The sequence below is a fragment of the Geobacter sp. AOG2 genome (genome assembly GCF_019972295.1).
Lineage (GTDB): Bacteria > Desulfobacterota > Desulfuromonadia > Geobacterales > Pseudopelobacteraceae > Oryzomonas.
Genome location: NZ_BLJA01000001.1, coordinates 3,052,572 through 3,078,060, shown reverse-complemented (window position 1 = coordinate 3,078,060; position 25,489 = coordinate 3,052,572). Strand labels below are relative to the sequence as shown.

Annotated in this window: 21 protein-coding genes; 13 read left to right on the top strand and 8 right to left on the bottom strand. The window is 53.4% G+C overall.

Annotated elements, in window-relative coordinates:
• Window positions 1-97 precede the first annotated feature (97 nt).
• The 4 genes from LDN12_RS14020 to LDN12_RS14005 all read left to right on the top strand — a co-directional run bounded on the left by LDN12_RS14020 (window position 98) and on the right by LDN12_RS14005 (window position 3,674).
• The gene (locus tag LDN12_RS14020; RefSeq protein ID WP_223923281.1) at window positions 98-853 is read left to right on the top strand and encodes an acyl-[acyl-carrier-protein] thioesterase; all 756 of its coding nucleotides are present in this window, start codon (window positions 98-100) and stop codon (window positions 851-853) included.
• A 9-nt stretch (window positions 854-862) separates the two neighbouring features.
• Complete coding sequence (locus LDN12_RS14015) at window positions 863-1,282, top strand: HIT family protein (RefSeq protein ID WP_223923280.1); 420 nt, start codon at window positions 863-865, stop codon at window positions 1,280-1,282.
• A complete protein-coding gene (locus LDN12_RS14010; RefSeq protein WP_223923279.1) occupies window positions 1,279-2,604 on the top strand; it encodes a pitrilysin family protein in 1,326 nt (441 codons plus the stop codon). The genes LDN12_RS14015 and LDN12_RS14010 overlap by 4 nt, the downstream gene beginning before the upstream one ends.
• Window positions 2,605-3,182: 578 nt before the next feature.
• Window positions 3,183-3,674 carry a hypothetical protein gene (locus LDN12_RS14005; protein WP_223923278.1) on the top strand — a complete coding sequence of 164 codons (492 nt, stop codon included), beginning with the start codon at window positions 3,183-3,185 and terminating at the stop codon, window positions 3,672-3,674.
• A gap of 94 nt (window positions 3,675-3,768) precedes the next feature.
• Here LDN12_RS14005 and LDN12_RS14000 read toward each other — a convergent pair whose 3' ends face one another.
• The 3 genes from LDN12_RS14000 to rplU all read right to left on the bottom strand — a co-directional run bounded on the left by LDN12_RS14000 (window position 3,769) and on the right by rplU (window position 6,692).
• On the bottom strand, window positions 3,769-5,895 hold the full coding sequence (locus LDN12_RS14000) for a methyl-accepting chemotaxis protein (RefSeq protein ID WP_223923277.1): 2,127 nt from the start codon (window positions 5,893-5,895) through the stop codon (window positions 3,769-3,771).
• 202 nt (window positions 5,896-6,097) lie between these two features.
• Complete coding sequence (gene rpmA, locus LDN12_RS13995; protein ID WP_223923276.1) at window positions 6,098-6,352, bottom strand: 50S ribosomal protein L27; 255 nt, start codon at window positions 6,350-6,352, stop codon at window positions 6,098-6,100.
• A 31-nt stretch (window positions 6,353-6,383) separates the two neighbouring features.
• The gene (rplU, locus tag LDN12_RS13990; RefSeq protein WP_149307682.1) at window positions 6,384-6,692 is read right to left on the bottom strand and encodes a 50S ribosomal protein L21; all 309 of its coding nucleotides are present in this window, start codon (window positions 6,690-6,692) and stop codon (window positions 6,384-6,386) included.
• A 291-nt stretch (window positions 6,693-6,983) separates the two neighbouring features.
• Between rplU and LDN12_RS13985 the strand changes: the two genes are divergently transcribed.
• Both LDN12_RS13985 and LDN12_RS13980 read left to right on the top strand, forming a co-directional pair.
• Window positions 6,984-7,733, top strand: coding sequence for a hypothetical protein (locus LDN12_RS13985; RefSeq protein ID WP_223923275.1), 750 nt, complete (start codon window positions 6,984-6,986; stop codon window positions 7,731-7,733).
• A 169-nt stretch (window positions 7,734-7,902) separates the two neighbouring features.
• Window positions 7,903-8,688, top strand: coding sequence for a glycosyltransferase family 2 protein (locus tag LDN12_RS13980; protein WP_223923274.1), 786 nt, complete (start codon window positions 7,903-7,905; stop codon window positions 8,686-8,688).
• Between the two features lie 132 nt (window positions 8,689-8,820).
• Here LDN12_RS13980 and LDN12_RS13975 read toward each other — a convergent pair whose 3' ends face one another.
• The 5 genes from LDN12_RS13975 to LDN12_RS13955 all read right to left on the bottom strand — a co-directional run bounded on the left by LDN12_RS13975 (window position 8,821) and on the right by LDN12_RS13955 (window position 16,033).
• Window positions 8,821-10,716, bottom strand: a complete 1,896-nt coding sequence (locus LDN12_RS13975; RefSeq protein ID WP_223923273.1) for a tetratricopeptide repeat protein — start codon at window positions 10,714-10,716, stop codon at window positions 8,821-8,823.
• A 257-nt stretch (window positions 10,717-10,973) separates the two neighbouring features.
• On the bottom strand, window positions 10,974-12,440 hold the full coding sequence (locus LDN12_RS13970) for a B12-binding domain-containing radical SAM protein (RefSeq protein ID WP_223923272.1): 1,467 nt from the start codon (window positions 12,438-12,440) through the stop codon (window positions 10,974-10,976).
• Between the two features lie 319 nt (window positions 12,441-12,759).
• Window positions 12,760-13,827 carry a cell wall metabolism sensor histidine kinase WalK gene (locus LDN12_RS13965; protein WP_223923271.1) on the bottom strand — a complete coding sequence of 356 codons (1,068 nt, stop codon included), beginning with the start codon at window positions 13,825-13,827 and terminating at the stop codon, window positions 12,760-12,762.
• A gap of 9 nt (window positions 13,828-13,836) precedes the next feature.
• Window positions 13,837-14,550, bottom strand: a complete 714-nt coding sequence (locus LDN12_RS13960) for a response regulator transcription factor (RefSeq protein ID WP_223923270.1) — start codon at window positions 14,548-14,550, stop codon at window positions 13,837-13,839.
• Window positions 14,551-14,617: 67 nt separating this feature from the next.
• Window positions 14,618-16,033, bottom strand: coding sequence for a B12-binding domain-containing radical SAM protein (locus LDN12_RS13955; protein ID WP_223923269.1), 1,416 nt, complete (start codon window positions 16,031-16,033; stop codon window positions 14,618-14,620).
• Window positions 16,034-16,598: 565 nt separating this feature from the next.
• Between LDN12_RS13955 and LDN12_RS13950 the strand changes: the two genes are divergently transcribed.
• From LDN12_RS13950 to LDN12_RS13920, 7 genes are all read left to right on the top strand, one after another.
• Window positions 16,599-18,248, top strand: coding sequence for a glycosyltransferase family 39 protein (locus LDN12_RS13950; protein WP_223923268.1), 1,650 nt, complete (start codon window positions 16,599-16,601; stop codon window positions 18,246-18,248).
• Window positions 18,249-18,381: 133 nt separating this feature from the next.
• The gene (locus tag LDN12_RS13945) at window positions 18,382-19,329 is read left to right on the top strand and encodes a glycosyltransferase family 2 protein (protein WP_223923267.1); all 948 of its coding nucleotides are present in this window, start codon (window positions 18,382-18,384) and stop codon (window positions 19,327-19,329) included.
• Window positions 19,330-19,378: 49 nt separating this feature from the next.
• The gene (locus LDN12_RS13940; RefSeq protein ID WP_223923266.1) at window positions 19,379-19,819 is read left to right on the top strand and encodes a hypothetical protein; all 441 of its coding nucleotides are present in this window, start codon (window positions 19,379-19,381) and stop codon (window positions 19,817-19,819) included.
• A 162-nt stretch (window positions 19,820-19,981) separates the two neighbouring features.
• Window positions 19,982-21,388, top strand: coding sequence for a glycosyltransferase family 39 protein (locus tag LDN12_RS13935; protein ID WP_223923265.1), 1,407 nt, complete (start codon window positions 19,982-19,984; stop codon window positions 21,386-21,388).
• Window positions 21,389-21,446: 58 nt separating this feature from the next.
• Complete coding sequence (locus LDN12_RS13930; protein WP_223923264.1) at window positions 21,447-23,075, top strand: glycosyltransferase family 39 protein; 1,629 nt, start codon at window positions 21,447-21,449, stop codon at window positions 23,073-23,075.
• A gap of 72 nt (window positions 23,076-23,147) precedes the next feature.
• A complete protein-coding gene (locus LDN12_RS13925; protein ID WP_223923263.1) occupies window positions 23,148-23,879 on the top strand; it encodes a dolichyl-phosphate beta-glucosyltransferase in 732 nt (243 codons plus the stop codon).
• 162 nt (window positions 23,880-24,041) lie between these two features.
• The gene (locus LDN12_RS13920) at window positions 24,042-25,478 is read left to right on the top strand and encodes a glycosyltransferase family 39 protein (RefSeq protein WP_223923262.1); all 1,437 of its coding nucleotides are present in this window, start codon (window positions 24,042-24,044) and stop codon (window positions 25,476-25,478) included.
• Window positions 25,479-25,489: the final 11 nt, after the last annotated feature.

Here is a 25,489-nt window from a genome sequence, read left to right as displayed (position 1 = left end):
GTTCGGGAAGACATGGAACCCCACCCCACGGTGAATCGTAATTAAGCCTTTACCATTCACCGTTTCACCATTCACCACTGACAAAATCAAGGCTCCTATGGAACAGAGAATCTTCACGAAGGATTTCCCGGTTCGCTACCACGAACTGGACAGTTGCGGCAATCTGAGGGTGGCGACCCTGCTCAACTATCTGCAGGACACGGCGGGGATGCATGCCACCACTCTGGGCGTAGCCATGGCCGACCTGAGAAAACTGGGGTTGACCTGGGTACTGTCACGCATCCACTTGGTGGCCGCACGCTATCCCCGCGCCGGGGAGACCGTGACGGTCCGCACCTGGCCGGCAACCCGCCAGGAGATATTTACCTGCCGCGAATTCGAATTGTACGATGATCATGGTGCCTGCGTGGCGAGGGCGACCAGTTCGTGGGCGGTAGTAAACGTTGCCACCCGCCGCCCGGTCAGACTGGAGGGGAATCTCCCCCCCTATCCGCTGACGCCGCAGCGGGCGGTGGACGACGACTTCTCCCCGCTGCCGCCCTTCCCCGAGGCCGCCACAACAGAGATGGGCTTCCGGGTACTACGCAGCGATCTCGATATGAACCATCATGTGAACAATACCATTTATGCGGGATGGGCACTGGAAGCTGTCCCGGACGCCGTAGCATCGGACAGCCTGCAGGAACTGGAAATCGTCTTCCGGGCCGAGGCCCGCCGCGGCGATAACGTGGTATCACGCTGCGCAATTGCGGAAACCGGGCCGCCGACCTGCTGCCTGCACCAGATCACAAACCGGGAGGACGGCAAGGAATTGGCACGCCTGCGGACCCGCTGGAAAAATGAGAGAATATAGGAGCCATACATGACCCTGTCACCCTGCCCCATGTGCAGCCGTTGGGAGAGCGACGCCGACTTGCGTATCGCCGAACTCGACCATTCCTATGTCATCCTTAACCGCGACCAGTTCTTCCCCGGCTATACGCTGCTGTTCAGCAAGACCCACGTGACCGAACTCTTCCACCTCGACCGCCGGGTGCGGAGCGAACTCACGGAAGAGATCAGCCGGGTGGCCAAGGCGCTGTTCGACGTCTTCCAGCCCGACAAGATCAACTACGAACTCCTGGGCAACATGGTCCCGCACATGCACTGGCACCTGGTACCCCGTTTTACCTCGGAAAAAGCCTGGCCGCGCCCGATCTGGACCGAGCCGCATGACGAACGGGTCCTTACGCCGGAAGAGTACCGTCACTCTATTGCACGGATACGGGAGGCGCTGACATGATCAAGCCGTTTTTCCACACCCTGGCCAACGGCCTGCGGGTCGTTTGTGTCGAGATGCCCCACCTGCACGCGGCCGAACTGGCGATCTACGTCAAAGTTGGCGGGCGAAACGACCCTCCCGGCAGAGAGGGTCTTTCCCACTTTTTGGAGCATATCCTTTTTCGCGGTACGGCCGATTATACCTCGTCGCTTGAGATCGAAACCGCCTTCGAGGCCGTCGGCGGAGCCCCAAATGCCGCCACCGACGCCGAATCCACCTGCTACTACTCCCGTGTCCACCCGGCCCATGTGCGGCAGGGCATGGATATCTTCGCCTCCATGCTGTTACGACCGCTTCTGGAGGGGATTGAGGTAGAGCAGCGCATCATCACGGAAGAGGCGCGGGAAGACCTGAACGAGCAGGGCGACGAGATCAACCCCGATACCATAGCCAGCCGCCTGCTCTGGCCGCGACATCCCTTGGGCATGCCGACCATAGGCTCCCTGGAGAGTATTGCCGCCATTGGCCGGACAGATCTTGAGGCGCACCTGCAACGGTACTATGTCCCAAGCGCAACGGTGGTTGTGGTCGCCGGCCCGGTGTGCAACCACGAGGTATTTGTTGCGGCGGGTGAGGTTTTCAACGGTTGGCAGGGGAGCGCCCCCCCTGCAACTCGGCTGGTTAACCGACGCAATACCGCCCCACAGATTCGTTTCGTTCGGGACTCGGACAGTCAGATGAACCTGCAGTTGGCTTTTCTGGGGTTTCCCCGTGGCGACCGTCGCTTCATGGCCGTTCGGCTCTTGCGCCGCATCCTGGCGGGTGGGGGCAGTTCGCGCCTGCACTTGCGGCTGCGGGAGGAGTTGGGGATCATCTATTCCGTGGAGGGGGCCATTGGGGCCTATGACGAAACCGGCTGTCTGACCTTTGATCTCTCCACCGCCCCAAACAACCTGCATCAGGCGGTAGAGGTATCCCTCGGTGAAATCGGGCGCATTGCCAGCGAGCCGGTCACTGCGGCGGAACTGGAACGGGTCCGGCATTCCTACATCTTTGACCTGGAATATAGTCGAGATTCGGCATATGAGATGGGTGTGCGCTACGGATGGGGTGAACTCATCGGGATTAAACGGAGTATCGAAGAAGACCAGGAGGAGGCGCGGCGCATCACGGTTGATGTGCTGCAAGAGGCCGCCCGCGACCTCTTTGCGCCGCAGAACCTGAACCTTGTTGTCGTGGGACCCAACAAAATGGGCATGAAGAAGACGATACGGGAACTGGTCGCGCGCTACGCAGAGGGCTTTAATTCCTATCCGGGGCCGGCCGGTCAATTCACAAGATAATCTGCGCGCCCTTACGCGATATGACTGAATGAGGGGTGGAGATGGGCAGAATTGCCGCGCCGTTTCTGACACACCCCATATACTATTTTGCCCCATGTTATTATATTTGCACTAATTTACGGTTCTTCACCAATTTGTAACCTTGCTACCCTCATATTCGGCACAGCGAGTGCTTCTAGTAAAAACTCGTCCTCCCCATATATCTTTTTTGCCCCCCATGCAGATAAGAGCTGATGGGACCATTTAACCTTCTCCTCACGCACGTTGTGAGTTGCAGAGAAAGTATTTCTTTTCTTATGCTTTACGCTAAAACACGGTTCGTAACCTTTTTACTGTTTGCCGTGATGGCAAGCACTGTTGGCACCTCTTGGGGAGGAATGCTTCCGGGGACCTGCTCGGCCGGCTCTGTTCACGACATGAGGGTATTCGCCGCCCTTGTCGAAGACCCCTTAGGCAGGGGGTCCTGCCTTTACTGCCATACTCCCCATAATTCGGACAACTCTGGCGGTCCTCTGTGGAACCATACAGCTAACGACTCGGATTCAAGCGGTTGGCAGAGTTATCAGTGGGCAGCGCCAATGAATCAGACCTTATCGATTTATGACCCCCTGACGGGATCAAGCCGTCTTTGCATGAGCTGCCATGATGGCGTTACCGCCATTGACCAACATGGCAGCGTGTTTTCGACCACCGGATCCGTATCCATGAGCAATGACGCTGCTGTCGGGAGGAACGGCGACCTGACCAATGATCATCCGATCGGGTTCAGCTATTCCGAAGCGCTGAGCATTCAGAACAACGGCAACGTCCAGGGTTTGGCTGAACTCGACGATGCCTTTGCCACATCGCTGGTCCCGAGTAACGTTGCAGGTATTTACAACACCATCACCCGTGATGGGAAAAGAAAAATCCGCGATGTCCTGTACGCGGGAGATATCGTGACGTGCTCAAGTTGCCATGATGTGCATAATTGCAACAACGCCACCCCCGATCCGGGAAATAGCTACAACTATTTTTTATGGGCAAAAGAGGAACGGTCGTTGATATGTATATCATGCCATCTTAGATAGCTCGTCCTGGTACCGGTGATGTCCCACCAGCACAACAAAAAGCCCTGTACGAGGTTGTACAGGGCTTTTACGTACAGACGGCCTTACGCCCGGATCACGCGCCTTTTGTCTTGTTGTCGAGCTTGATGACCAACTCGCAGGGGGACAGGTAGCCGATGCGGATACCGCCCCAATGCCTGCCGTTGATCAAAAGCGGCCGCGACATGTCGTTGAGGATCTCTCCGGTATCGCGGCGGTAGGTCTGAAGCAGGAAACCGTCCGTGTTGCGGGCGCAACGGATACCGGTGCGGTCGTTGAAGATCCGTTTGGTGCGGTTATTGTTCTTGTCCACCTCCGGGTTTCCGGTCAGCGGCTTGGTGTAGCGCAGGTTATGGCACGGGCAATAACCGTTGTTGTCAACACAGATGGCGTACAAAAGCTTGCTATCCTTGGCGACGATCTTCTCCTGATAGGAAGACACCACGCGGTCGAAGAAGGCATCGAACTTGGTCGTAAACTTTTGCGGATCGGTATTGGGAACGGGAACATAGTTCCTGTCGAAGAGAGCCTCCAATGTAATCGTCCGGTCGCGCAAGGCTGCTTCGATCGTTCCCAGTACCTGCCCCTCCATCTCGCGAATATATGATTTGACATCATCGTGATAATTCCCCACCGAGAACTTGCCCACCGTACCGTAGATCTGCTCGACCAGGTCAGAAAACGTTGCAAACGCCTCATTGGTCAACTGCGTCAATTCAAACGTTTCGTTCGCTGTGGCAGAAACCCCCTGAATTTTTTCCGAAATCTCCTGGGTGGTGGCGCTTTGCTGTTCGGAAGCGGTCGCGATCTGCTCAATCATGGTACGTGATTCCGCCGAGTGGTTTTTGATGTTCTCAAGCCGCTGACGGGCGTCCTCAGCCCTGGTCAGCCCGGTCTGGACGAGGCTGGTTTCGGTCACGATCATCGTGGCCGCCTTACGGCTGGCCTGTTGGATATTGGCAACGATGCGCTCTATCTCCCGGGTGGATCTTGTTGTCTTCTCAGCCAGTCCTTTGACCTCGCTGGCTACCACGGCAAAACCCTTCCCTGCGTCACCGGCGCGGGCAGCCTCGATGGAAGCGTTCAACGCCAACAGGTTGGTCTGATCGGCGATATCCTCGATCAGCACCACCATCTCGCCGATACTTGCGGATGAAGCCTCCAACTGGCGGATGGTATCTAACGTACTGTTCACGCTCTCGCTGATCTGCCGCATGCAGTCCCAGGTTTCTTCCACTACCGTCAATCCCTCGCTGGCAGCGAGGTCCACATCGGACGAAAGTGCCGCCGCGCGATGGGTGTTGCCGGCCACCTCGTTGATGGTCATGGACATCTCCTCAGATGCCACGGCCACCGCAGAAGCCTGTTCTTTCTGTTCCTGGCTCATGTTCAGGGTGCGGTCCGTACCAAACGAAAGTTCACAGACACCGCTGCCGATCACGCAGGCCTGTTGGTACAGCAGCAAGATGGTTTCCCGGATCTTTGTCGTCAGCCGGTTGACCTCCGTCCCAAGATTGCCCAACTCATCGTCGGAACGGACACGCACGACCTTGGTCAGGTCTCCCTCACCACTGGCCATCTCGGCCAATTGTTCATGCAACTCCCTGACCTGCAGTACCAGGGTCCGGTTGATAAAGAGGTACAAAGCGGCCAGGATTGCGAAAAAGAAACAAAACCCTATCGCCGACAGCACGAACGTCAGCTTGTAAGCACTTGTATAACCTTCTTCCAGGGAGGTTGTAACAATCAGCCCCCCCCTATACTTGGCCGAGGCGTCATGGCAGCCGCGGCAGCGCTGCTCATTTTCCAGCGGCAGCGCCAGGCTGAGCAAATGTTTGCCATCCTTCTTGTCCAGGACCTCCACACTGCTGCCCGACTTCAAGGCATTACGCACCTCATCGCTCGTTGCACCGCCCCCACCCCACTCCCGGCCCTCGGGACCGAACAGCCTGATGTCCAGAATACTGCCTTTGGCCTTGATGTCCTTGACATAAGCGCTGAAGTTCTTCATGTCGCCAATGGTCATCAGGTTGAGGATATCGTGGCTCACGGTTGCCGCAATCTGGCGGGCATTACGCTTTTCCAGATCCATCGTGGCGCTGTATTCAAGATAAATGGCAAGAACTCCCAATCCGGCAAAACCGATGCAGAGTATACCGCCGATAATGGTTAGGATCTTGCGGGTCAGTTTTGATTTAAACATGGGTTCCTCTGAAGTCTGGGGGGTGATTTGTATCGAATGGCTGAGCGCCGAATCAGAACAAGGATTCAATAGCGTTTGAATATATCGTAAACGGAAATCAAGCGCAAACAATATGTTTAAACATCGTTCTATCTATCCAAAAGAACGTAAAAAAGCCCGGAAGATAATTCTTCCGGGCTTTGAGGACTTTTGCTACGGACGCCTAGTTGGGATATACGGAGACCTTTTTCCGGTCTTTTCCCATGCGCTCAAAGGTTACGATTCCGTCAATCAGGGCAAACAGGGTATAATCCTTGCCGCAACCCACATTGTTGCCCGGATGAATCTGGGTGCCGTGCTGGCGGTAGATGATATTGCCGGCCTTGACAACCTCGCCGCCGAATTTTTTACAACCCAGCCTTTGGCCGTCCGAATCCCTGCCGTTACGTGAACTGCCTACACCTTTCTTATGTGCCATTTCCGTTTCTCCTGGGAAAAATAATCGTGATTTATGCGCTGATCTTTTCTATCTTGAGGACCGTGCGCTCCTGGCGATGGCCGCGAAGCTTGCGGGAATCCTTACGGCGCTTGGACTTGAACACCAGAATCTTCTTGTCCTTGCCTTGGGCCGCAATCTTGGCAGTCACCGTGGCGCCGGCAACCAGCGGAGCACCGATGGCAACCTTTTCGCCGCCAACCATGAGGACTTCGGCGAACTCAATGCTGTCCCCGATGTTTCCATCAAGTTTTTCAACCTTGAGAAACTCCCCCTCGCTTACCTTATACTGCTTACCGCCTGTCTTGATAACCGCATACATATGACGTCTCCATCTGATTCAATTTTAAAGAGTTATGGACTATAGACAAACGAGAGATGTAAGTCAAGATAAATTTACAACCCCCCGCCCTGTTGCACTCACGGGCCTTTCTCCACAACGACGGGTTGCGAATGGCGGCATCCGTACACAACTCTTTTCTTTCACGCCCAATAAGTTACGGCTTCCAAAACTGTTTGAAATAGTGTACTAAAAGAGTTAACGTAGTCAACGCGTCACAAGCTTTGTTCAGCAGCGCTCGCAGCACATTACCCATGAAGTCAGGAGCCAAAAATGAATGTACGCAGCAAAACAGTTGCCGTAGGATGCTCACTTGCCCTCGCAGCAGCCCTCCAGGCCGGCTGTGCAACCACACAGACAACAACGGTTCCAGCGCCAAAGGCGACCGCCCCCATTACTACCCATGCCACACAGCAGTCCGAGCCACAACTCCTGACCGGCAAGGTAGTGGAGACCATGAACAGCAGCGGCTATACCTATGTCAATCTCGAAAAGGACGGAAAGAACACCTGGGTAGCCATTCCCCTTCTCAAAGTCCAGGTCGGGCAAGAGCTGAAACTCTGGCCGGGCATGGCGATGGGCAAATTCACCAGCAGCACCCTGAAACGCACCTTTGATAACATCATCTTCTCCCCTGGAGTAGCAACCAATGCCGCTGCCACGAAATCAGAAGTTCCTACCAACTCCGGACCACACAACATACTGCCTGCGGGGCACCCCTCGATAGACCAGCAGACACAACCGGCGCACGAACATCTTCCGGCTATGCCCCAGAACGCGCCGAGCGGCTCTACGATTTCCGGCAAAGTTGTGGAGACCATGAACAGTGGCGGCTATACGTACGTAAATCTTGAAAAAGACGGCAAAAAGACTTGGGTAGCGGCACCGACCATGAAGGTATCCGTAGGGCAGGAACTGGAACTCCGGAATGGGGCTGAAATGACGAATTTCCCGAGCAAAAGCCTCAACAGGACATTTGACAGCATTATCTTCTCTGCCGGCCCTGTTCCACAACATAAATAGCAATCGCGCTTAAAGAATAACTCAAAAGGCGGGGAGCTTTTCCTGCCTTTACTTTTTGCAGTAATTCCTCGACACGATATGCAACCCCATGCTCCCTGACCCGGGGCAAAAACTGTAATAATCGAAGAGAGCTAGCTACTCCATCCTTTTTGTACGGGAAAACAAAGACATGCTGAACGGGAAAAAAATTGTAGCGGTACTCCCTGCTTACAATGCCGCCAAGACCCTTGAAATAACCTATCGGGAAATCCCCCTTGATGTCGTGGACGAAGTAATCCTCGTGGACGACGCCAGTCGCGATCAAACTGCGGATGTGGCGCGGCGCCTCGGCATACACACCATCATACATGCGGAGAACAAGGGGTATGGCGGCAACCAGAAGACCTGTTACCGTACGGCACTGGATAGAGGGGCCGACATCGTGATCATGCTGCACCCAGACTATCAGTACACTCCACTGCTACTGCCAGCCATGGCGGCCATGATCGCATGGGGAGAGTTCGATGCGGTGCTTGCTTCGCGCATTCTCGGCACCGGCGCGCTAAAAGGCGGGATGCCGCTTTACAAATACATTGCCAACCGTTTCCTCACTTTTGTTGAAAACATCCTGCTCGGCCAGAAGCTCTCCGAGTACCATACCGGATACCGGGCCTTTTCGCGCGAAGTACTGGAGGACCTCCCCCTGGATCTTAACTCGGATGATTTTGTGTTCGACAACCAGATGCTGGCCCAGATCGCCTGGTTCGACTTTCGGATCGGCGAGCTCTCGTGCCCCACCAAATACTTCAGTGACGCATCATCGATCAGTTTCCGCCGTAGCGTAACCTATGGGTTGGGGGTGCTGAGAACTGCCTTGACATTCAGGCTGTGCAAATTGAAGCTTCTGGATTCCGCAAGAGCATTCGGAAAGACGCGGGAAAACGAGATATCTTCCGGCAAGGCCAAGGGGTTATGATAGTTGGCCCTTAAAGCGGCTTTAACGCATTTTGAAAATCAATGTTTCAAAACAGTTGCTACCCATGGGACATCCCGCCCCCCCTGGATAGACCTTATCTCTGCGTGGCATGGGAAGTTCTTCCCCGCAATATCAGTCTTTCCCCCCAAAATAGTTGGAGATCAGACGAGCGAAGGAAGGGAGTTGCCGGATAGAGGCTAGATCCGTATTACTGGTGATGGCGTCAAGATCACGGTAACCGAGCCTGAGCGCTTCTGCGAGGTACTGTAGTGATTTCTCATGGTGTTGGGCACGCGCTTCAACACCGGCAAGAAGATACTGAAGATACGGGCCGTTGCCACCCTTTTCGTAAGCCGTAAGAAAATAGGTCCGCGCTTCATCCACCTTCCCCGTTTTCATGCAGATGTTTCCAAGGGCAATCAGTGTCGGCAATGAATCAGGGGCAAGGGCCAAAGCCCTGTGATAGGCTTTCTCGGCCTCCGGAAGATTCCGGAGGCGGTCATGATAGTCCCCGAGCTTCTGGAATCCCCAGGCATACCCGGGAAACTTTGTCGTGAGGGCGCTCAGAAACGGCAAGGCCTTTTCGGATGCTCCCGCATCCATGTATAGGGTTGCTGTTTGAAGCAACGCCTTTTGTTCTGCCAGTGGATCAGAAAAATTCCGTTTCAGAGCAAAAAGTTCTTCGTAGGTTTCGAGAGCTTTTGTTTTCTGACCGGCATAGAGGTAGGCTGCCGCCAGGGCCGCGCGTTGGTCTTTGAGTGTTGGCAGTTTCTTTACCACATCGCTCCACAGGGTTATGGCGTTTTTCCAGACTGCCGTCCGTTCGCGGGAAACTAGCGTGCACGGGATAAGGATGCAAGCAATGAGCACCAATGCGGGATTTATTTTGTTTTGTGTGAACGCGTCGTTGCAGCGTGACAACAATCCGCCGAGAATCCACGCGGCACCGAGCATGGGGAAGTAAAGATAGCGGTCGTTCATCAGGGTCGCGAGCGGGACAATCTGGGAGACAGGAACAAGTCCCAAGAAAAAGAGGGAGAAACCGAAGAATAAGCGCCGGTCTCGGCGCAAAAGGTATATGCCGGCGATGGAGAGTGTGAGAACAAGAAGGAGAGCGACGACAACATCCCGGTCAATGCGGTATTTTATATAAAATATGTAGACTGAGTTCAAATCCAGATTTGAAGGCCAGACCAGTGTCTGCATGTAGCGGGTCAGGACGGGAAGCATGGTAAAAATTTTGGCGGTACTGTTCCCATCAAAGAAATCGACGCTTCCTCCACCCATTTCCACAGACTGAGTGACCAGGGTAATGCCCGCTGCGACAGCAGCGACGACAACGTAGAAAATTTTGTCAACAAACAAGTTTTTTCTGCGGACAGGAGTTTCAAGAAAAACATCGTGAAGCAAAAAAACGAACGGCATGATGACCGCGATCGACTTCGCAAGGAGTGCCAGTATCAGAAAAATCGTGGAGAATACGTACGCGGCGTGCCTCCTCTCCCCGGTTTGCCGACGATACGCGATATATGAAAGAAAGGAGCAGAGTGAAAAAAACATGGCAAGGAGATTCTTGCGTTCGGATACCCATGCCACCGACTCGACCTGGGCGGGATGGAGAAGAAAAACTGAGGACGACACGAATGCCCAGAAGGGTTTCCCCGTCAAACGATAGACAAGCAGGTAGAACAGCAATCCATTTGCTATATGTACTACCAGATTGACCCCATGGAACCATGCCGGGTTCAACCCTGCCACCTGATAGTCGAACATGTAGGAAAGGAGATGAATCGGTGCGTAGTTCCCTAGGTAATGTGAGGAAAAAACAGCTATCAGGTTTTTTGCGGTAACCCCCCGGATATCAGGATTATTCGTCACATACTGATAGTCGTCCCAATTGGAGAGAAAATCGAACCCAAAGGTCTGGCCATACACGAAAAGTGTCAGGAAGATCAGGCCTATTGTAAAAACGAGATGGGGTTTAATTTTTGCGAGAGTGACTTGCATCATTTTCTCTTTATCAGCCATTAAAACCGGCAAATCCTGCTGGATTCGGCAGATCCCGTGCAGCGTCATCCGAGGGCAAGTTGACTTACCCATCCATCGGCGAAACAGGAAGCCTTAGTAACAGATAACCTGAATTGTAAGAATTGGGAAGAGAAATGAGATTTTAAACAGGCCGGGAGAACATATCTCCCGGCCTGTTTTTGTGCTCTTTCATCAGCAATTATCTATATCAGCCCATCCGTCTCCACCCCACCTGACACAGATGTCGTCTCACGCTTCTACAGCGCGGGCATACCGCCCGTGTTAAAATGCATCGGCATGTCGGAGCCGGCAAAATCGAAATGCTCGCCGTGGTCTTTCATCATTTCACGAAAAGCGCTAAGCATGTACTTCCTCTTGAAGCCATCTTCCAGTTCCACAATTTCCTGCACCTTATTGCCGTAGAACTTCATGTAGCAGGTTCCGAGCGCCTGGGTTATCTCTTCCATGGTCATTTCGTACGGCTCGACAATTGGCGTTACCAGGTTGTATTTGGAATAATCCCATACCCTGATGCGGTCCTTCATCTCCTTGTGTAACGGCGTGAACGGCATTGGGGTGACCACGGGGAACACGGCAATGTCAGGATTGAGATATTTGGCGGATTCGATGGTGTTTTCTATGGTTTCCCAGGTTTCGTTCGGGAAACCGACCATGAACGATGCTTCCGTAATGATTTCTGCCTCACGCAGCAGATCAAGGGCCTGCTTGTTCTGCTCGAAGCTGGTCCCCTTATTCAGACTGTTCAAGGTATCCTTGTCGGCGCTTTCCGCTCCCAGATAGACATGGATGATACCGGCATCGCGGTACTTGTGCAGGATGTCCGCGTCGCGAATGATATCCTCTACGCGGGTCTCGATCAGGAAGTACACTCCGAAATTGCGTTCGATCAGCCTGTCGAGCAGTAATTCCCACCGGTCACGGTGCTTGGTGGGGTACGGGTCGATCAAGGTGATGAATTTGATGTCGTAGGTGGTAACCAGGAGTTCGATCTCATCAATTACGTTCTCCGGGGTACGGCAGCGCCAGTCCTCGCGCCAGAACATCCGTTGGCTACAGAAGGCGCACCCCATATCGCAGCCCCGAGAAGTCAGGATGGAGGCCATCCTGCCGCCGGGTTCGACCTTGTACTGGTAGTCGTCCCAGTCGAGAAGGTGCCAGGCTGGCTTGAGGTCATCGAGCTTGGCGATGTGGTGGTGCCGCTTGTTAGCCACGATCTTATCGCCGTCGCGAAACGCGATGCCGGCGACATTCTTGGCTTCGCCCTTTGGAATTGCGGCGACCAGATCCTTCAGGGTTTGCTCCGGCTCGCCACAAAGGATATAGTCAACCAGATTTTCCTGATCTTCGTAGATCTCCTCGTACATAAAGCTCGGATGCGGGCCACCCAGGAGAGTGACGATGTTCGGGTTCACCTCCTTGGCAATATTGAGAATTTTGAGCGCGGCGGGCACCGTTGCGGTACTGATGGCCCCGGTGACCGGAAGGTAGTCCAGGGTCATGACGTAATCGGGCTGGTAACGCTGTATCTCCGCCCGGATATCCTCGAACGAATGCTTCTTGTTCATGGCATCATAGATTCTGGCCTCGTCCCCGGCATCGAGTGCGGCGCCGGCGAGATAGGCCAGATGAAGCGGCGGCCAGGTGCCGACGACCTGTACCCCCCAACAGAAATATGGTGCCGTTACAAAAAGTATCTTGCTCATGTGTTTCTCCCGTCCAGAGTGATATTTTCGGTTGATTTCACCCAATGCTGCTACGCATCAGTCATCAGTCTATCGCGCAGGGATCATGTACAGCCGAATATACCGTACCAAAGGAACGTAAAGGGGTAATAAGGGAAATGTAAAGTTTTGGTAAAGATGGCGGCTAGTGTCCCGTGCGGCTAATCGTGGGAAGTACAGGGTGTTTGGCTGGTGCCGAGGTGCGGCGACACAGGTGTAGCATGGCCTACATCAAGGAACTGCAACGAAGGCGGCGGCTAAAAGAGCCGGCGTCACGAGTACGGACTAACCGCACGGGACACTAAACCGGAAGGGTGAACCATACCCGCGTGCCGCTCGCGTCGCTTTCAGCACCGACCGTACCGCCGTGCGCCTCGATCAACTCCTTAACGATTGCCAAACCGATGCCTGCACCGCCCGCGTCGCGGGAACGGGAGCGATCCGCCCGGAAGAACCGCTCGAAGAGATAGTGGATATCCTGCTCGGCAATCACCGCACCACTGTTGGCGAACACGGTCTTGATCTCGTCCGCAATTCGCAGGGTCGAGATCGTAACATTTCCCCCGCGCGGTGTGTATTTCCAAGCATTATCGGCCAGATTTCGGATCGCCTGCAACAGTTTGTCACTGTCACCCACAACCCTATCCGTGCCCGGCTCCAGGCACCACTGCACGTCAATCTCTTTCTCCTGAAAATTGGGCCGGTACAGGTTCATGATCTGTTCGAGCAGTTCATGGAGGGAGAGTTCCTGGCGATCGAGAAAGGCCTTGGCCGCATCGGCCCGCGCCAATTGCTGGAGGTCCTCGACCAGATTTACCAGGCGCAAAACCTCTTGCTCAAGCATCCGGAAGGTCTCCGGAGAGGGAGGTATGACGGAGTCGCTCAGCCCCTCCAGATAACCACGCAGGTTGGTCAATGGTGTGCGCAATTCATGGGAGATGTCGGCCACCATGTTTTTCCGCAGATGTTCGATCTTCTCCAGGTTATCGGCCATGTGATTAAAGGCGTCGGCCAGTTGCCCAACCTCGTAGCGGGACACAACCTTCACGCGCTCGGAATAATTGCCGTCGGCAACTTTTCTGGTAATGGCGGTTATGCGGGAGAGGGGGCGCAATACCCAGTGGGTCAGCATATAGGTCAGAAGCAGGGTCAGCGCCAAGGCCGTGAGGGCCCCCCAAAGCAGATCACGATGGACTGCGCTGAGGAACAGGTGGTGTGATTCGGCCGGCATGACGCGGTAACGCTCGACAAGTACCGAATAATAGTCAGCCGCTCGCCGGTCAATGGCACGCCAGACCAACAGAGCTATAATAGCAAAAACAGGAACAATATGACCTATCAGCAACTTCCAGAGCAGGCGCTGCCTCATCCGTCCCTCCTAATCGCCACTCTCGTCGCTGAAACGATAGCCGTGCCCCCGCACCGTCTGAATGTACCGGGGACGGGAGGGGTCATCCTCGATCTTTTGCCGCAGCTTGCCGATGTGGACATCGATGACCCGGTCGATGACCACCTCGCCCTGGGGGTAGCACTGACTCAGAAGCTCTTCACGGGAAAATGCCTTACCAGGGGAACTCATCAGCGCTTGCAGGATCTTGTATTCCGACGAAGTCAGCTCAATGGGCCGCCCGTCACGGGCTACCCTATGCTTCTCTATATCCAGTTCGAGACCGGCAAAAGAGAGGACCATAACAGGCTGGGGGGATACCGGCCTGCTACGACGCAGGATCGCCCTGACCCGCTCCACCAATTCACGCGGGCTGAAAGGCTTGACCACATAATCGTCGGCCCCCATTGCCAATCCCGCAACCCGGTCGAGTTCCTCTTCCCGAGCCGTAAGCATCAGCACCGGGACATCGGACGTCTTGCGAAGCGTTCGGCAGATTTCCCAGCCGTCCATGCCCGGCAGCATGACGTCCAGGATCACGAACACGGGGCTGCAGGAACCAGCCGCCTGAATGGCCTGCCCGCCGTCATGGACGACCACCGTCGCGAACCCCTCACGCTCGAGATAGGCTGCCACCAGCGCGGCAGTGTTGCGGTCGTCTTCAACGATCAGTACCGTGCCTTGACTACTGATGGATTGGGACATGTATTCTCCGTCACCTTACGGTGCCTTACCCATCATCGTTTTGCCAGTTCGCCGGGTTTCACGGCGATCACCCTTCTTTACGTTTTGCTCTGAGTTCCGCCATTTTTGCCGGGATCTTACCCAAAATTCCAACGCCCAGTTTTCTGATAACAAACGCACTGCTCATGAACAGTTTTGTCGCCCGCAGCAGGTATCCCCGTTTGAAGTCGTCCTTCATGGTCATGACGTCCAGTATCTTACCCATGTAGAATCTGCGGTAACAGTCCGCCAGTGCCACATCGACCTGCAAGAGGTTCATGTTCCGCGGCTCGACGACCGGATCCACCAGGTTGTATTTGGAATAGTCCCATTGGCGGATATACGGCTTGACCTCTTCGTACCTGTCTGCATACGGCCAGGGGGTCAGGGCCAGGAAGTTGGCGTTATCCGGATTGCACTGCTGGACCAGTTGCATGGTTTTTTTTATGCTGTCGGGGGTCTCCTCGGGAAAACCGAGCACGAATGACACATCAGACACGATCCCCTGTTCGTGAATCAGTGCCAGGGCTTGTTTGACCACGGCAATGCCTGTCTCCCTTCCGACCGCATCCAGAGGGCTTTGGCTGGCAGCCTCGAAACCCACGAAGATGTGTATGATGCCGGCTTTCCGGTATTTCCAGATGATTTCCCGGTCACGGATGATGTCGGAAGCCCTGGTCTCCAGTAAAAGGTGAAGCGGTAGCTCACGTGCGATGAGCAGGTCGAGAAGGGTTTCCCATCGTTCCCGATCCCTGGTGGGATGCTCGTCGGTAATCAGGAGGACGTTGACCTGATAGGTTTTGTACAGATACTCCATCTCTGCCACGACGCTGCGGGGATCGCGGGCCCGCCACGACTTTTCCCAGAACCGCTGCTGAGAGCCAAAGCCATTGTCCTGGTCGCAGCCGCGCGAGGTGCTGATCGCCCCCAGCCGTGAGTTGGGAATGACAAAATAGGTATACTCTTTCCATTCCAGCAGATCCCATGCTACCGGCAGATCGTCCAGGTCATCGATGAAGGCACGCGTGGCGGTCCTGATCACCGCACCATTCTGCCGAAAGGCGATTCCGGGGACCGTTGCCGGGTTGCCGCCCTCCTCCAAAACCGAAAGCAGATGCCGCAACGTGGCCTCACCCTCGCCGATGACGATATAGTCGACGGCAGGGGAGGCGGCGAAGACCTCATCGTACATGAAGGTGGGATGAACCCCGCCAAGGATGGTGACGGAGTTGGGATCGATGTCTTTAACCAGCTCGAGGGTTTTGATGGCGTCGTTGATGGTGGCGGTAATGGCGGTGGTGGCGACATACTCCGCTCCATTCTCCCGCAGGTAAGCCCCCATCTCGGGATAGCCGTGTTCCTTGGCGGCAGCATCGTAGATTTCGGCAACCAGCCCGGCCTGGCGGGCAACGCCAGCCAGATAGACGAAGTTGAGCGGTATCCAGCGACCGATGACCTCCGCCACGCCGCAGTGATACGGCGGGGTAACAAAGAGGATTTTATTGGGGCTTGCTACAGGCTTAATATATTCTCCCTGGGCACATCAGAATTAATGACACCTTTATATAAATCGGATGCACATACCTTCACATCCTTTACAAAAACATCTGAAGATTATTTTCTAATTACCATATTTTATCATTATTTGCATTCAGTGTCAGCCAATTCTATCCGAGCATGCCACGTCACCTCGGCATTATTCCGACAGAGATGGCCTCAGTAATAACGTTATCAAAATGACATGGGGAGCGGTGCCTTGCATTACGGGCAAGCAGGTGAAAAATATCACTTGGAATGATCTGCCGTCAATACAATTGGGGATTTTGACAGGCATTCGAGGCAAATCGGGAACTCTTACCCTGCTGACAACCTTGATTGCTATTTAAATCAATAAATGTTATAAAATCGAATTATGGAAAAAAGCGCCGAGTCAGCCAAGACGAGTATCCATCAGCCTGCCGCACTCCCTACCCGCTCAGATTGGCGCCGCTTTACCTCCGGACAGCACAAGGGTGAGAACTGTTCCCGTCATGACCAACCGTAACCCCCACATATCCACTCATACTGTACCAATACTTATCCTGATCACTTTAACCGTCGCATGCCTTATCCCTTTTGCCAACAAGGCGTTCAACATTGATGAACCGCTTTTCATCTGGGTAGCCAAGCAGATCCAGGCCCATCCGCTTGACTTCTACGGATTCAAGATCAACTGGTATGGGACGGAGATGGACGCGGCCAGGATCATAAAGAACCCTCCATTCGCATCATATTACGCCTCATTCGCGGGGACCCTTGCAGGCTGGAACGAAACATCCCTTCACCTTGCTTTTCTGCTCCCCGCAGTCAGTACGGCAGCGGGAACCTATTTTCTGGCCCAAGAGTTTACGCAACATCCATTGACTGCAACACTTATCGGTATACTGAACCCGGTTTTTCTTTTGTCGAGCACGACAGTGATGTGTGACACCATGATGCTGGCTTTTTATGTCTGGGCGATTTACTTTTGGATGCGCGGCATAAAAAGCGACAGATGGCAAGACCTTTCAATCGCAGCCTTGCTGATAACACTCTGCAGCCTTACAAAATACTTCGGGGTAAGCCTGATCCCGCTCCTTCTCCTGTTTACCCTGGCAACCAAAGGTGGCAAAAGGCACCGGTCGCTGTTTCTCCTGATCCCCGTTACTTTCCTCTGTTTGTACCAATGGGACACCTACGTCCTCTACGGCAGGGGGCTTTTATCGGATGCAGCCAATTACGCCAGCAAAGAAAAGGGCATAAATATCTCCGCCGTCTTTCCCAGTCTGGTTACCGGCCTGAGCTTTACGGGCGGCTGCCTCATTTCCACCCTGTTCTTTGCCGCGAAAGCGTTGAATAAGCGGAGCATCGTTGCGTCGGCGCTCGCAATCCCTCTCTTCGCCCTGGCTTTGAGCCAGACCAATTTCCCCCATGTGGCAGAGAGTGCCTCGTGGGGATATTATCTGCAACTCGCTTTCCTCGTGGTCGCTGGAATCAACATTCTGATTCTAGCCGGTTTTGACTATTGGCGGCGGCAATGCCCGGAATCCCTTCTGCTTTTCTTTTGGATGCTGGGGACTTTTGTTTTCGCTTCCATCGTAAATTGGTCTGTAAATGGCCGGAGCATACTCCCGATGGCTCCTGTCACAGGGATTATTGTCATGCGTTTCCTGGAAAATCAGATGGGGCAGACCTGGCAACCAGACTTCAAACGGGTGGTGGTGCCCTTAACGTGCGCATGGCTGGTTTCCATGCTTGTCACGTGGGCAGACTTCAGACTGGCGGAATCGGCGCGCACGGCGGCACGGGTTATTGGCCGGACTTACGGCGGCTCTGCAAAGCCCCTCTGGTTCCAGGGGCATTGGGGTTTCCAGTACTACATGGAAAAAAACGGGGGCACCGCGTACGACAGGAAACATTCGACCATCCAGCCGGGAGATCTCATGGTGGTCGCGGAAAACAACACCAACGCGTTTCCGGAAATCATAGCGCAGGCCTCTCCTCTACAGGTCTTGCAATTCACGCCATTAAGTTTTCTTACCACCATGAACTACAATGCGGGGGCCGGATATTACTCCAGCGGTTTTGGGCCATTGCCATTCCTGCTCGACAAGGGACTGGATGAAAGATATCATATTGTTTCTTTCCCGCCGGCTCATTAGACGTACCGTTCGGGAACCGGCAACGCAGGCTTCACTCGTGACAGAGCAACCACGCAGCTTGACATCTCTGTGTGCAACGAATGCCGGCGGCCCGGGATATCGTTAACAAAACCAGCGGGGTGATGGCAAAACCATGAAACTCGTCATTCAAATACCTTGCTACAATGAGGCTGAGACATTGCCCATTGCCATCAAGGACCTGCCCCGCGAAGTAGCGGGATTCAGCGACGTTGAATGGCTCGTCATCAATGACGGCAGCACCGACGACACCGTTGAGATCGCAAAAAAATGCGGCGTCGACCACATTATCAGTTTTACCAAGAATCAGGGCCTTGCAAGCGCATTCCTCGCAGGGCTGGATGCCTGTATCAGGTTGGGTGCGGATGTCATCGTGAACACCGATGCGGACAACCAGTATGTGGCCGCCGACATTCCGGCCCTTGTTTCCCCGATCCTCGCCCAAAAGGCGGATATCGTCATCGGTATCAGGCCAATTGACAATATTGAATCTTTTTCTTTGGTAAAGAAGGTATTGCAGAAACTCGGCAGCGCAGTTGTGCGCTTTGTCAGCAAAACGGACATTCCGGATGCTCCGAGCGGTTTCAGGGCGATGAGCCGGGAAGCAGCGATGAGGATCAACGTATTTAATAATTATACCTACACGCTGGAAACAATAATTCAGGCCGGACAGAAGAATATTGCCATCATTTCCGTACCGGTGAAGGTAAACGGGTATCTGCGCCCATCACGCCTGGTGAAAAGTCTCTGCTCGTACATAAGCAGATCGTTTGTTACCATTGTGAGAATATTTGTCGTCTATAAGCCATTCAGGTTTTTCATGTCGGTAGGGATATTTCTTTTCAGTTTGGGATTGATGGGGGGGCTCCGATATTTGTATTACTACATCACCGTCAGCGGCGCGGGGCATGTTCAGTCCTTGATTTTATCGTCGATCCTTCTGGGTATCGGTTTTCAAACCATACTGACAGCTTTTCTGGCGGACCTTTTGGCAGTTAACCGGAGGCTCATGGAGGATGTGCAGTACCGCGTGAAAAAACTAAACTATCCGGACAAAGATTAGGCTTACCACAGCTGTACAAAATACAATAAAAACAGGCGAAGGAGCAAGTATGTTGAACTTATCGAGAATATTTGTGCTGTGTCTATTCCTGGCAACATCGTTGTTATTCATTTCCTGTTCGAACAAAAACGACCCTGCCATCGCCGTCTGTAAGGAATTCATAAAAAAAGCGGCAACTGGTGACAAAACGTTAAAAGATATTATCGATTTTGACACAGCGGCCCAGAAATATGGATCCACCCAACAAGAGATCATTAAAAAAGCGGGCACAGAGAAATGGAATGCGATGAAAGATGATATGGTCGCTACCATTATATCGACGTTTGCCCCCCTGAAGAATAATTACGGCAGCGCTTTCAAGGATTTCAAGGTTGAGGAAAAAGGCGTTGATTACTGGATAGTTTCATATATTAATCCGGTAAAAGAACGTAAAATGATGATGGTGAAACAGCGGGACGGCAAGCTCAAAGCATATTTCTATAAGCGTTAACCGGAAGTTGGCGTTCCGCCGGAACTTGCGAAGCACCAGGGGAAATAATTGACTCTTGACTCGGATGATAAAGCACACGCAGCAGGGCAAGCCTCCATCAATGGCCCAGGGGAGGAGGCTTTCCCGTCTCGCCGTGTGCTGATATGGTCGATTGTTACACTCATGCTTTATTTTGGGCTGCGGCTGCTCTTTCTGGCAACCACCATTTCTCCTTTCATACCACCTGACGAGGTGACGCACTTCGGAATCTGCACGATATTTTCCACGGTCCCCTTTTTACCGAAGAACTCTCCCGAATCCTATCAGTACGGTCTGGTTACCAATATCCCGTGGCTCTACTACTGGATCATGGGCAAACTCCTGACAGTGAATTTCTTCGGCGTCTCCGACCTGGTTTTTTTGCGCCTGCTCAACATCCCGCTTGCCTTTGCCTTTGTATTCTACGTCTGGCGAACGCTTCGCCTGGTGACGGATCACCGACTTACCCAGATTCTGCTGGTCGTTGCCACGACCAATACGATGATGCTGACCTTTCTTTCGGCGTTCGTCTCCTATGACAATCTGGCAAACCTTCTGGCGGCCATGGCCGTCTATTATCTTCTGGCTTTCTTTAAGAACCGCTCTCCTGGCGCGCTTGTCGCTTCATTTGTTTGCCAGCTTGCCGGGTGTCTCACCAAAATCACCTTCCTGCCACTGATACCGGTTCTGAATGCCGTACTGATCATCCACGAGATCAAAAAAATTCCGGGGCTCCCCTCGGCGCTCGTGGCATTTTATCGTGCTTCCGGACTGCGCGGCACTATCGTAACGCTGGTACTACTGCTCGGCCTGGCCCTTAACATTCAGCTTTACGCCGGCAATTACCTGCACTATGGGGCTATTACCGTTGAGATGACCACGGTACTCCCCCTGGAAGACGCCATGCAGTACAGGCTCGCTGCCCGCAGCTACGTTTTCGATGCTTTCAAGGAAGGGCGTGTCTCCAAAGCGCAGGCTCTGGCAATGACCTCCCTGATCAAACATCCCGGCGACCGTGCCGATGCGGTCTTTATGATCGAAAACTATGAACGCTTCAAGAATGGTGAGATACCCAAAATGGGGCTGTCGGCGTACATACCGTTGTGGGTGGGCCGGATGGCGGCCGGCACCTTCGGGGTGTTTGCCCACCTCCAGATACTCAACCGCTGGCCGACGATTGCACCCATCGCCTTTCTGGCAGCGATAACGCTGATCGCTTTTTTGACCCGATGGCGACCTCGGGATGCAGAATGGCTTCCCACCAGCCTTCTGGTTATTGCAGGATTTTACACTTATTTTCTCATGTACCAGTTCAATTACCACGAGTACCTCAGTAACGGCGCGCCATTTGTCGCACTGCACGGGCGCTACATTTTCCCGGTCCTAGGCCCGATTTACATTCTGTCGAGCTTTTACCTGTTGCGGCTTTTCAAAGGCAGGGGCGCGCAACTGGCCGTTTTCGGGCTGGCTGCTTTTATCTTCATCATATCCGACTTTCCTTTGTTTTGCGCCCGCATCACCCCCGACTGGAGCTATTGGCCACCGAACTGACAGCCACGCCGGCTTCCATACGCTTTACACATTCCCCATATATTGCAGGGCACAGGATATGAAATTAAGCGATACCGAATCCTCAAAGCGAGTGACATATCTACAGTACATCCTGCTGGCCCTCGTTCTGGGCACGGTTGCCTATGTTCGCATCCGTCTGCTCCAGGTTCCCCTTGAGCGCGACGAGGGTGAATACGCCTACATGGGGCAACAGTTGCTTAACGGCATACCCCCCTATGCCCATGCCTATTCCATGAAACTCCCCGGCGTCAGCATTGTTTACGCTCTCTGTATGGCACTGTTTGGCCAGACCCCGTTCGGCATCCATCTGGGGCTTTTGATCGCCAACGGCATATGCATTATGTTCGTCTATTTACTGGCATCGAGGCTGTTCGACCGGGATGCCGCATTCGCTGCCTGCGCGAGCTACGCTGTTTTGTCTCTCAGCAAAACAGTATATGGTTTTTTTGCCCATGCGACCCACTTTATCGTGCTGTTTGCATTGGCGGGCTGTCTCCTGCTGCTGCGTCACTTTGATGGAGGCCGTTCCCGGCTTTTGTTCATAAGCGGGCTCTGTTTCGGATTGGCATTCACCATGAAACAGCATGCGGCGCTGTTTATCGTCTTCGCATTCCTCTATCTCGCCTGGCGCATGTACAAACATGAGGCTGCGGGCGGCAAAACGTCCCTGACCGGTATAGCCCTTTTTCTGCTTGGCGCGATAATCCCCTACACCCTCATTATCCTCTGGGTACTCAAGGCCGGGACGTTTGAAACCTTCTGGTTCTGGACGGTAACCTATGCCCGGGAATACGCCTCCAGCCTTTCGATCAGCCAGGGTATCGAGGCATTGGTCCACAACTTTTCCGTCATTTATTACCCCAATATTCCGCTCTGGCTTCTGGCATGCACAGGCGCGCTCCTCCTCTCCGCAAACCGGGTGCGGTGCAAGGACAGGCTGTTTGTTGCGGGATTGTTTTTTACCTCGTTTCTTGCAATCTGTCCCGGCTTCTATTTCAGGTGGCACTACTTCATCGTGATCCTGCCGGCAACCGCCCTGCTGATCGGTGCCGCCAGTACGGGGATCGGTGATTTTCTCGCTACGGTAAAAAGTGGTAATGAATGGCTGCGGCGAATGGCGCCCGCTTTTCTGATCATGGCGGCCATCGTGTACGGCCTCTATCGCGAGAAGAGCTGTTTTTTCTTTCTTACCCCCCAGGAAGTGAGCTATTCGACCTATGGAGCAAGCGCCTTTCCGGCAGCAGCGGAGTTAGGCCGCTACCTGAAGGATCACACCACCGACGCCGATCGGATCGCGGTCCTTGGCTCCGAGCCGGAGATCTATTTTTACACCGGAAGACTTCCGGCCACCGGCTATATTTACATGTACAGCCTGATGGAAGACCAACCCCATGCCGAGCAGATGCAGCGTGAATTGATTCGCGAGATCGAACAGTCGCAACCGAAATATTGTGTCTTTACCAATATGCAATTCTCGTGGCTGCGGGGGCCTTTTTCACCGGATGTTATCTTCAAGTGGTTCGATGCGTATGTAAAAAAATACTATGAACGGGTTGGAATCGTTGACCTTTACAATGGCGCCTCTCTTTTTGTCTGGGAGCCCGACGCCGCAAAATACACCCCCGGTTCCGATGCAAATCTGGTCATCTACAAACGCAAGCAATAAGGGTCCCACCGGTGCTCCTCGCAGGAATGCGAAGACGTTCGTGACCCTCCATTTCCCAAATCGGGGCTAACGTTGAATTCTGTCTCACTGTCCATAATCATTCCGGCATATAATGAGGAAAAACGTCTTCCGCCGTATCTGGCAAGCGTTCTGGAATACCTCGAACATGGGGATCGCCCCTATGAGGTAATCATCGTCGACGATGGAAGCCATGACGCCACCGCGGAGGTTGTCGCCCGCTTTATGCAGGAAAACACCAGGGTAAAACTGATCCGCCTCCCCGGTAACCGGGGCAAGGGATATGCGGTAAAGACGGGAATGCTCCGCGCGTCCGGCAACCTTCGGTTATTTACCGACGCCGACGGCGCCACTCCCATCACGGAACTGGAACGTCTGCAAAAAGCCATAGCCGACGGCGCGGATGTAGCGATAGCTTCACGCGCCATGAAGGATGATTCATGCCTGGTAAATGCCCATTTGCATCGCAAGGTGATCGGGAGGATCTTCCATTTTATCGTGACCGCACTTATGGTACAAGGAATCCGGGATACCCAGTGTGGTTTCAAACTATTTACCGCCGACGCGGCAGAGACGGTTTTTTCTCTCCAACGGATCGATGATTTCGGGTTCGATGTCGAAGCATTGTATCTATGCAAGCATAACGACTATCGTATTGCGGAAGTGCCGGTCAACTGGACCGATATAGCAGGCTCAAAAGTCAGTCTGGTCCGCGATTCACTGCGTATGTTCACGGATATCTTCAGAATACGGTTTTTTGACCTGACGGGAGCGTATCGTCACTGAAGGGGACGAGACAAGTTTATGAAGCGGATAACGTTACTCGCAATAATTTTTCTGGGGCTTTCCCTCAGGGTCATCGGGTCCGATTGGGGATTTCCCTTTCTTCTCCACCCGGATGAGCCAGTTGTTGCGGATGTCCCGTTCGATATGGCCAAGCGATCTTCGTTGGACCCTGGCGAATACAACCACCCCGATCATTTCGACATCTATGCCAATGCGGTACTTTACCATGCGGCGAGTCATCTCGTGTACAAACAACCTCTCACGAAAACCTTTGATGACCACAAATTGCTATTTTATCGGATATCACGGATTTTTGTCGCTCTGCTGGGAACCGCCTGTATTGTCGCAGCATACCTTATCGGGAAAGAGTTCAATGCGAATACCGGCCTGATTGCAGCGCTTCTCGTGGCGATATTTCCCTCCTATGTGGATCATTCTCACTATATTACCGCGGACATGCCTCTGGCTCTGTTCATTTTGTCCGTAATCCTGTTTGCCGTCAGATATTTGAAACACCCTTCCCACAGAAACTTGTTGGCAGGCGCCTTATTTTGCGCACTCTCCCTTAGTGTAAAATATCCGGGCGGGTTGACTCTGCTGCTCATGGTATCAGTCATCATCAGTAAACACTTTAGGGAAAGAACCGTTTTGTTGAAAAGGCTTTCAGAGACCGTTTCGGCTTTTTTGCTGTTTCTTTTCCTGGCCTCGCCATATCTTTTCCTCAACTATGACAAAGCGATAAAAGCGGTATTGGTGAACGCCTACCCGATCCATCTGGGAGCGGACGGCCTGGGCTGGCCGGGGAACATGGCCTTCTATGCCACGTCATATCTGGATTTTTCCGGCGTGATCATGTTGCTCTTTTTCTTTCTGGGAGGGGTTTACATCGTTCGGAAGGAAAAACCGTACGCCCTGCCGGTTTTTTTTGGTTTATTCTACTGGATGGTGCTCAGCAAGGTCGGCCTGCACTGGGAGCGGTGGGCATTGCCCATGTATACCTGTCCCCTGCTTGTTTCGGCATACGGGATCAATGTCGCCCATGAGAAAGCGGTGCAACTATCCAGAAGGTACCTCTTCCCCTTCTGGTGTGTGGCGCTTTTCCTCATCGTATGCAAGCTGCTGATTGCCAGTTCAGTCATGACGGCGCAATTCACCCTGAAAGATACCCGATTTGCTTCATACCTGTTCACTCAAAAGGCAGGCATTGCGGAAGAAAATACCCTCTATGAAGGCTTCACCCCCTTTTATCCCAGCAATATGCGCGACGGAAGCGTTCTTAACGCCTACAATACGCTGGACAAAAACAAGACGATCCGCTATGTAATTGTTTCGTCGGGCTTATATGACCGATACTTGGGCGAGATCGGAAAATACCATGCAGAAGCAGAATTTTATGGCAAGGTTTTTTCGCTGCCCCTGGTCAGGAAGTTCGCCCCGAGAGAATATTTTTCAGACGGGTCATACCCTTTCTATCTCAATAATGACTTGGCAAGAGGGTTGGCGTTCCTCCTGGATTATACGCGGGACAGGGAACAACTGTTCACGGGTCCGACGATAGGGATATACAGATACGTCCCCCCCGGTTTTCTCGATCGCTAGGAGATAGTCCC

Coding starts and splice junctions, on each gene's coding strand:
- LDN12_RS14020 (WP_223923281.1), top strand. CDS start 98: ATGGAACAGAGAATCTTCACGAAGGATTTCCCGGTTCGCTACCACGAA.
- LDN12_RS14015 (WP_223923280.1), top strand. CDS start 863: ATGACCCTGTCACCCTGCCCCATGTGCAGCCGTTGGGAGAGCGACGCC.
- LDN12_RS14010 (WP_223923279.1), top strand. CDS start 1,279: ATGATCAAGCCGTTTTTCCACACCCTGGCCAACGGCCTGCGGGTCGTT.
- LDN12_RS14005 (WP_223923278.1), top strand. CDS start 3,183: ATGAATCAGACCTTATCGATTTATGACCCCCTGACGGGATCAAGCCGT.
- LDN12_RS14000 (WP_223923277.1), bottom strand. CDS start 5,895: ATGTTTAAATCAAAACTGACCCGCAAGATCCTAACCATTATCGGCGGT.
- rpmA (WP_223923276.1), bottom strand. CDS start 6,352: ATGGCACATAAGAAAGGTGTAGGCAGTTCACGTAACGGCAGGGATTCG.
- rplU (WP_149307682.1), bottom strand. CDS start 6,692: ATGTATGCGGTTATCAAGACAGGCGGTAAGCAGTATAAGGTAAGCGAG.
- LDN12_RS13985 (WP_223923275.1), top strand. CDS start 6,984: ATGAATGTACGCAGCAAAACAGTTGCCGTAGGATGCTCACTTGCCCTC.
- LDN12_RS13980 (WP_223923274.1), top strand. CDS start 7,903: ATGCTGAACGGGAAAAAAATTGTAGCGGTACTCCCTGCTTACAATGCC.
- LDN12_RS13975 (WP_223923273.1), bottom strand. CDS start 10,716: ATGGCTGATAAAGAGAAAATGATGCAAGTCACTCTCGCAAAAATTAAA.
- LDN12_RS13970 (WP_223923272.1), bottom strand. CDS start 12,440: ATGAGCAAGATACTTTTTGTAACGGCACCATATTTCTGTTGGGGGGTA.
- LDN12_RS13965 (WP_223923271.1), bottom strand. CDS start 13,827: ATGAGGCAGCGCCTGCTCTGGAAGTTGCTGATAGGTCATATTGTTCCT.
- LDN12_RS13960 (WP_223923270.1), bottom strand. CDS start 14,550: ATGTCCCAATCCATCAGTAGTCAAGGCACGGTACTGATCGTTGAAGAC.
- LDN12_RS13950 (WP_223923268.1), top strand. CDS start 16,599: ATGACCAACCGTAACCCCCACATATCCACTCATACTGTACCAATACTT.
- LDN12_RS13945 (WP_223923267.1), top strand. CDS start 18,382: ATGAAACTCGTCATTCAAATACCTTGCTACAATGAGGCTGAGACATTG.
- LDN12_RS13940 (WP_223923266.1), top strand. CDS start 19,379: ATGTTGAACTTATCGAGAATATTTGTGCTGTGTCTATTCCTGGCAACA.
- LDN12_RS13935 (WP_223923265.1), top strand. CDS start 19,982: ATGCTTTATTTTGGGCTGCGGCTGCTCTTTCTGGCAACCACCATTTCT.
- LDN12_RS13930 (WP_223923264.1), top strand. CDS start 21,447: ATGAAATTAAGCGATACCGAATCCTCAAAGCGAGTGACATATCTACAG.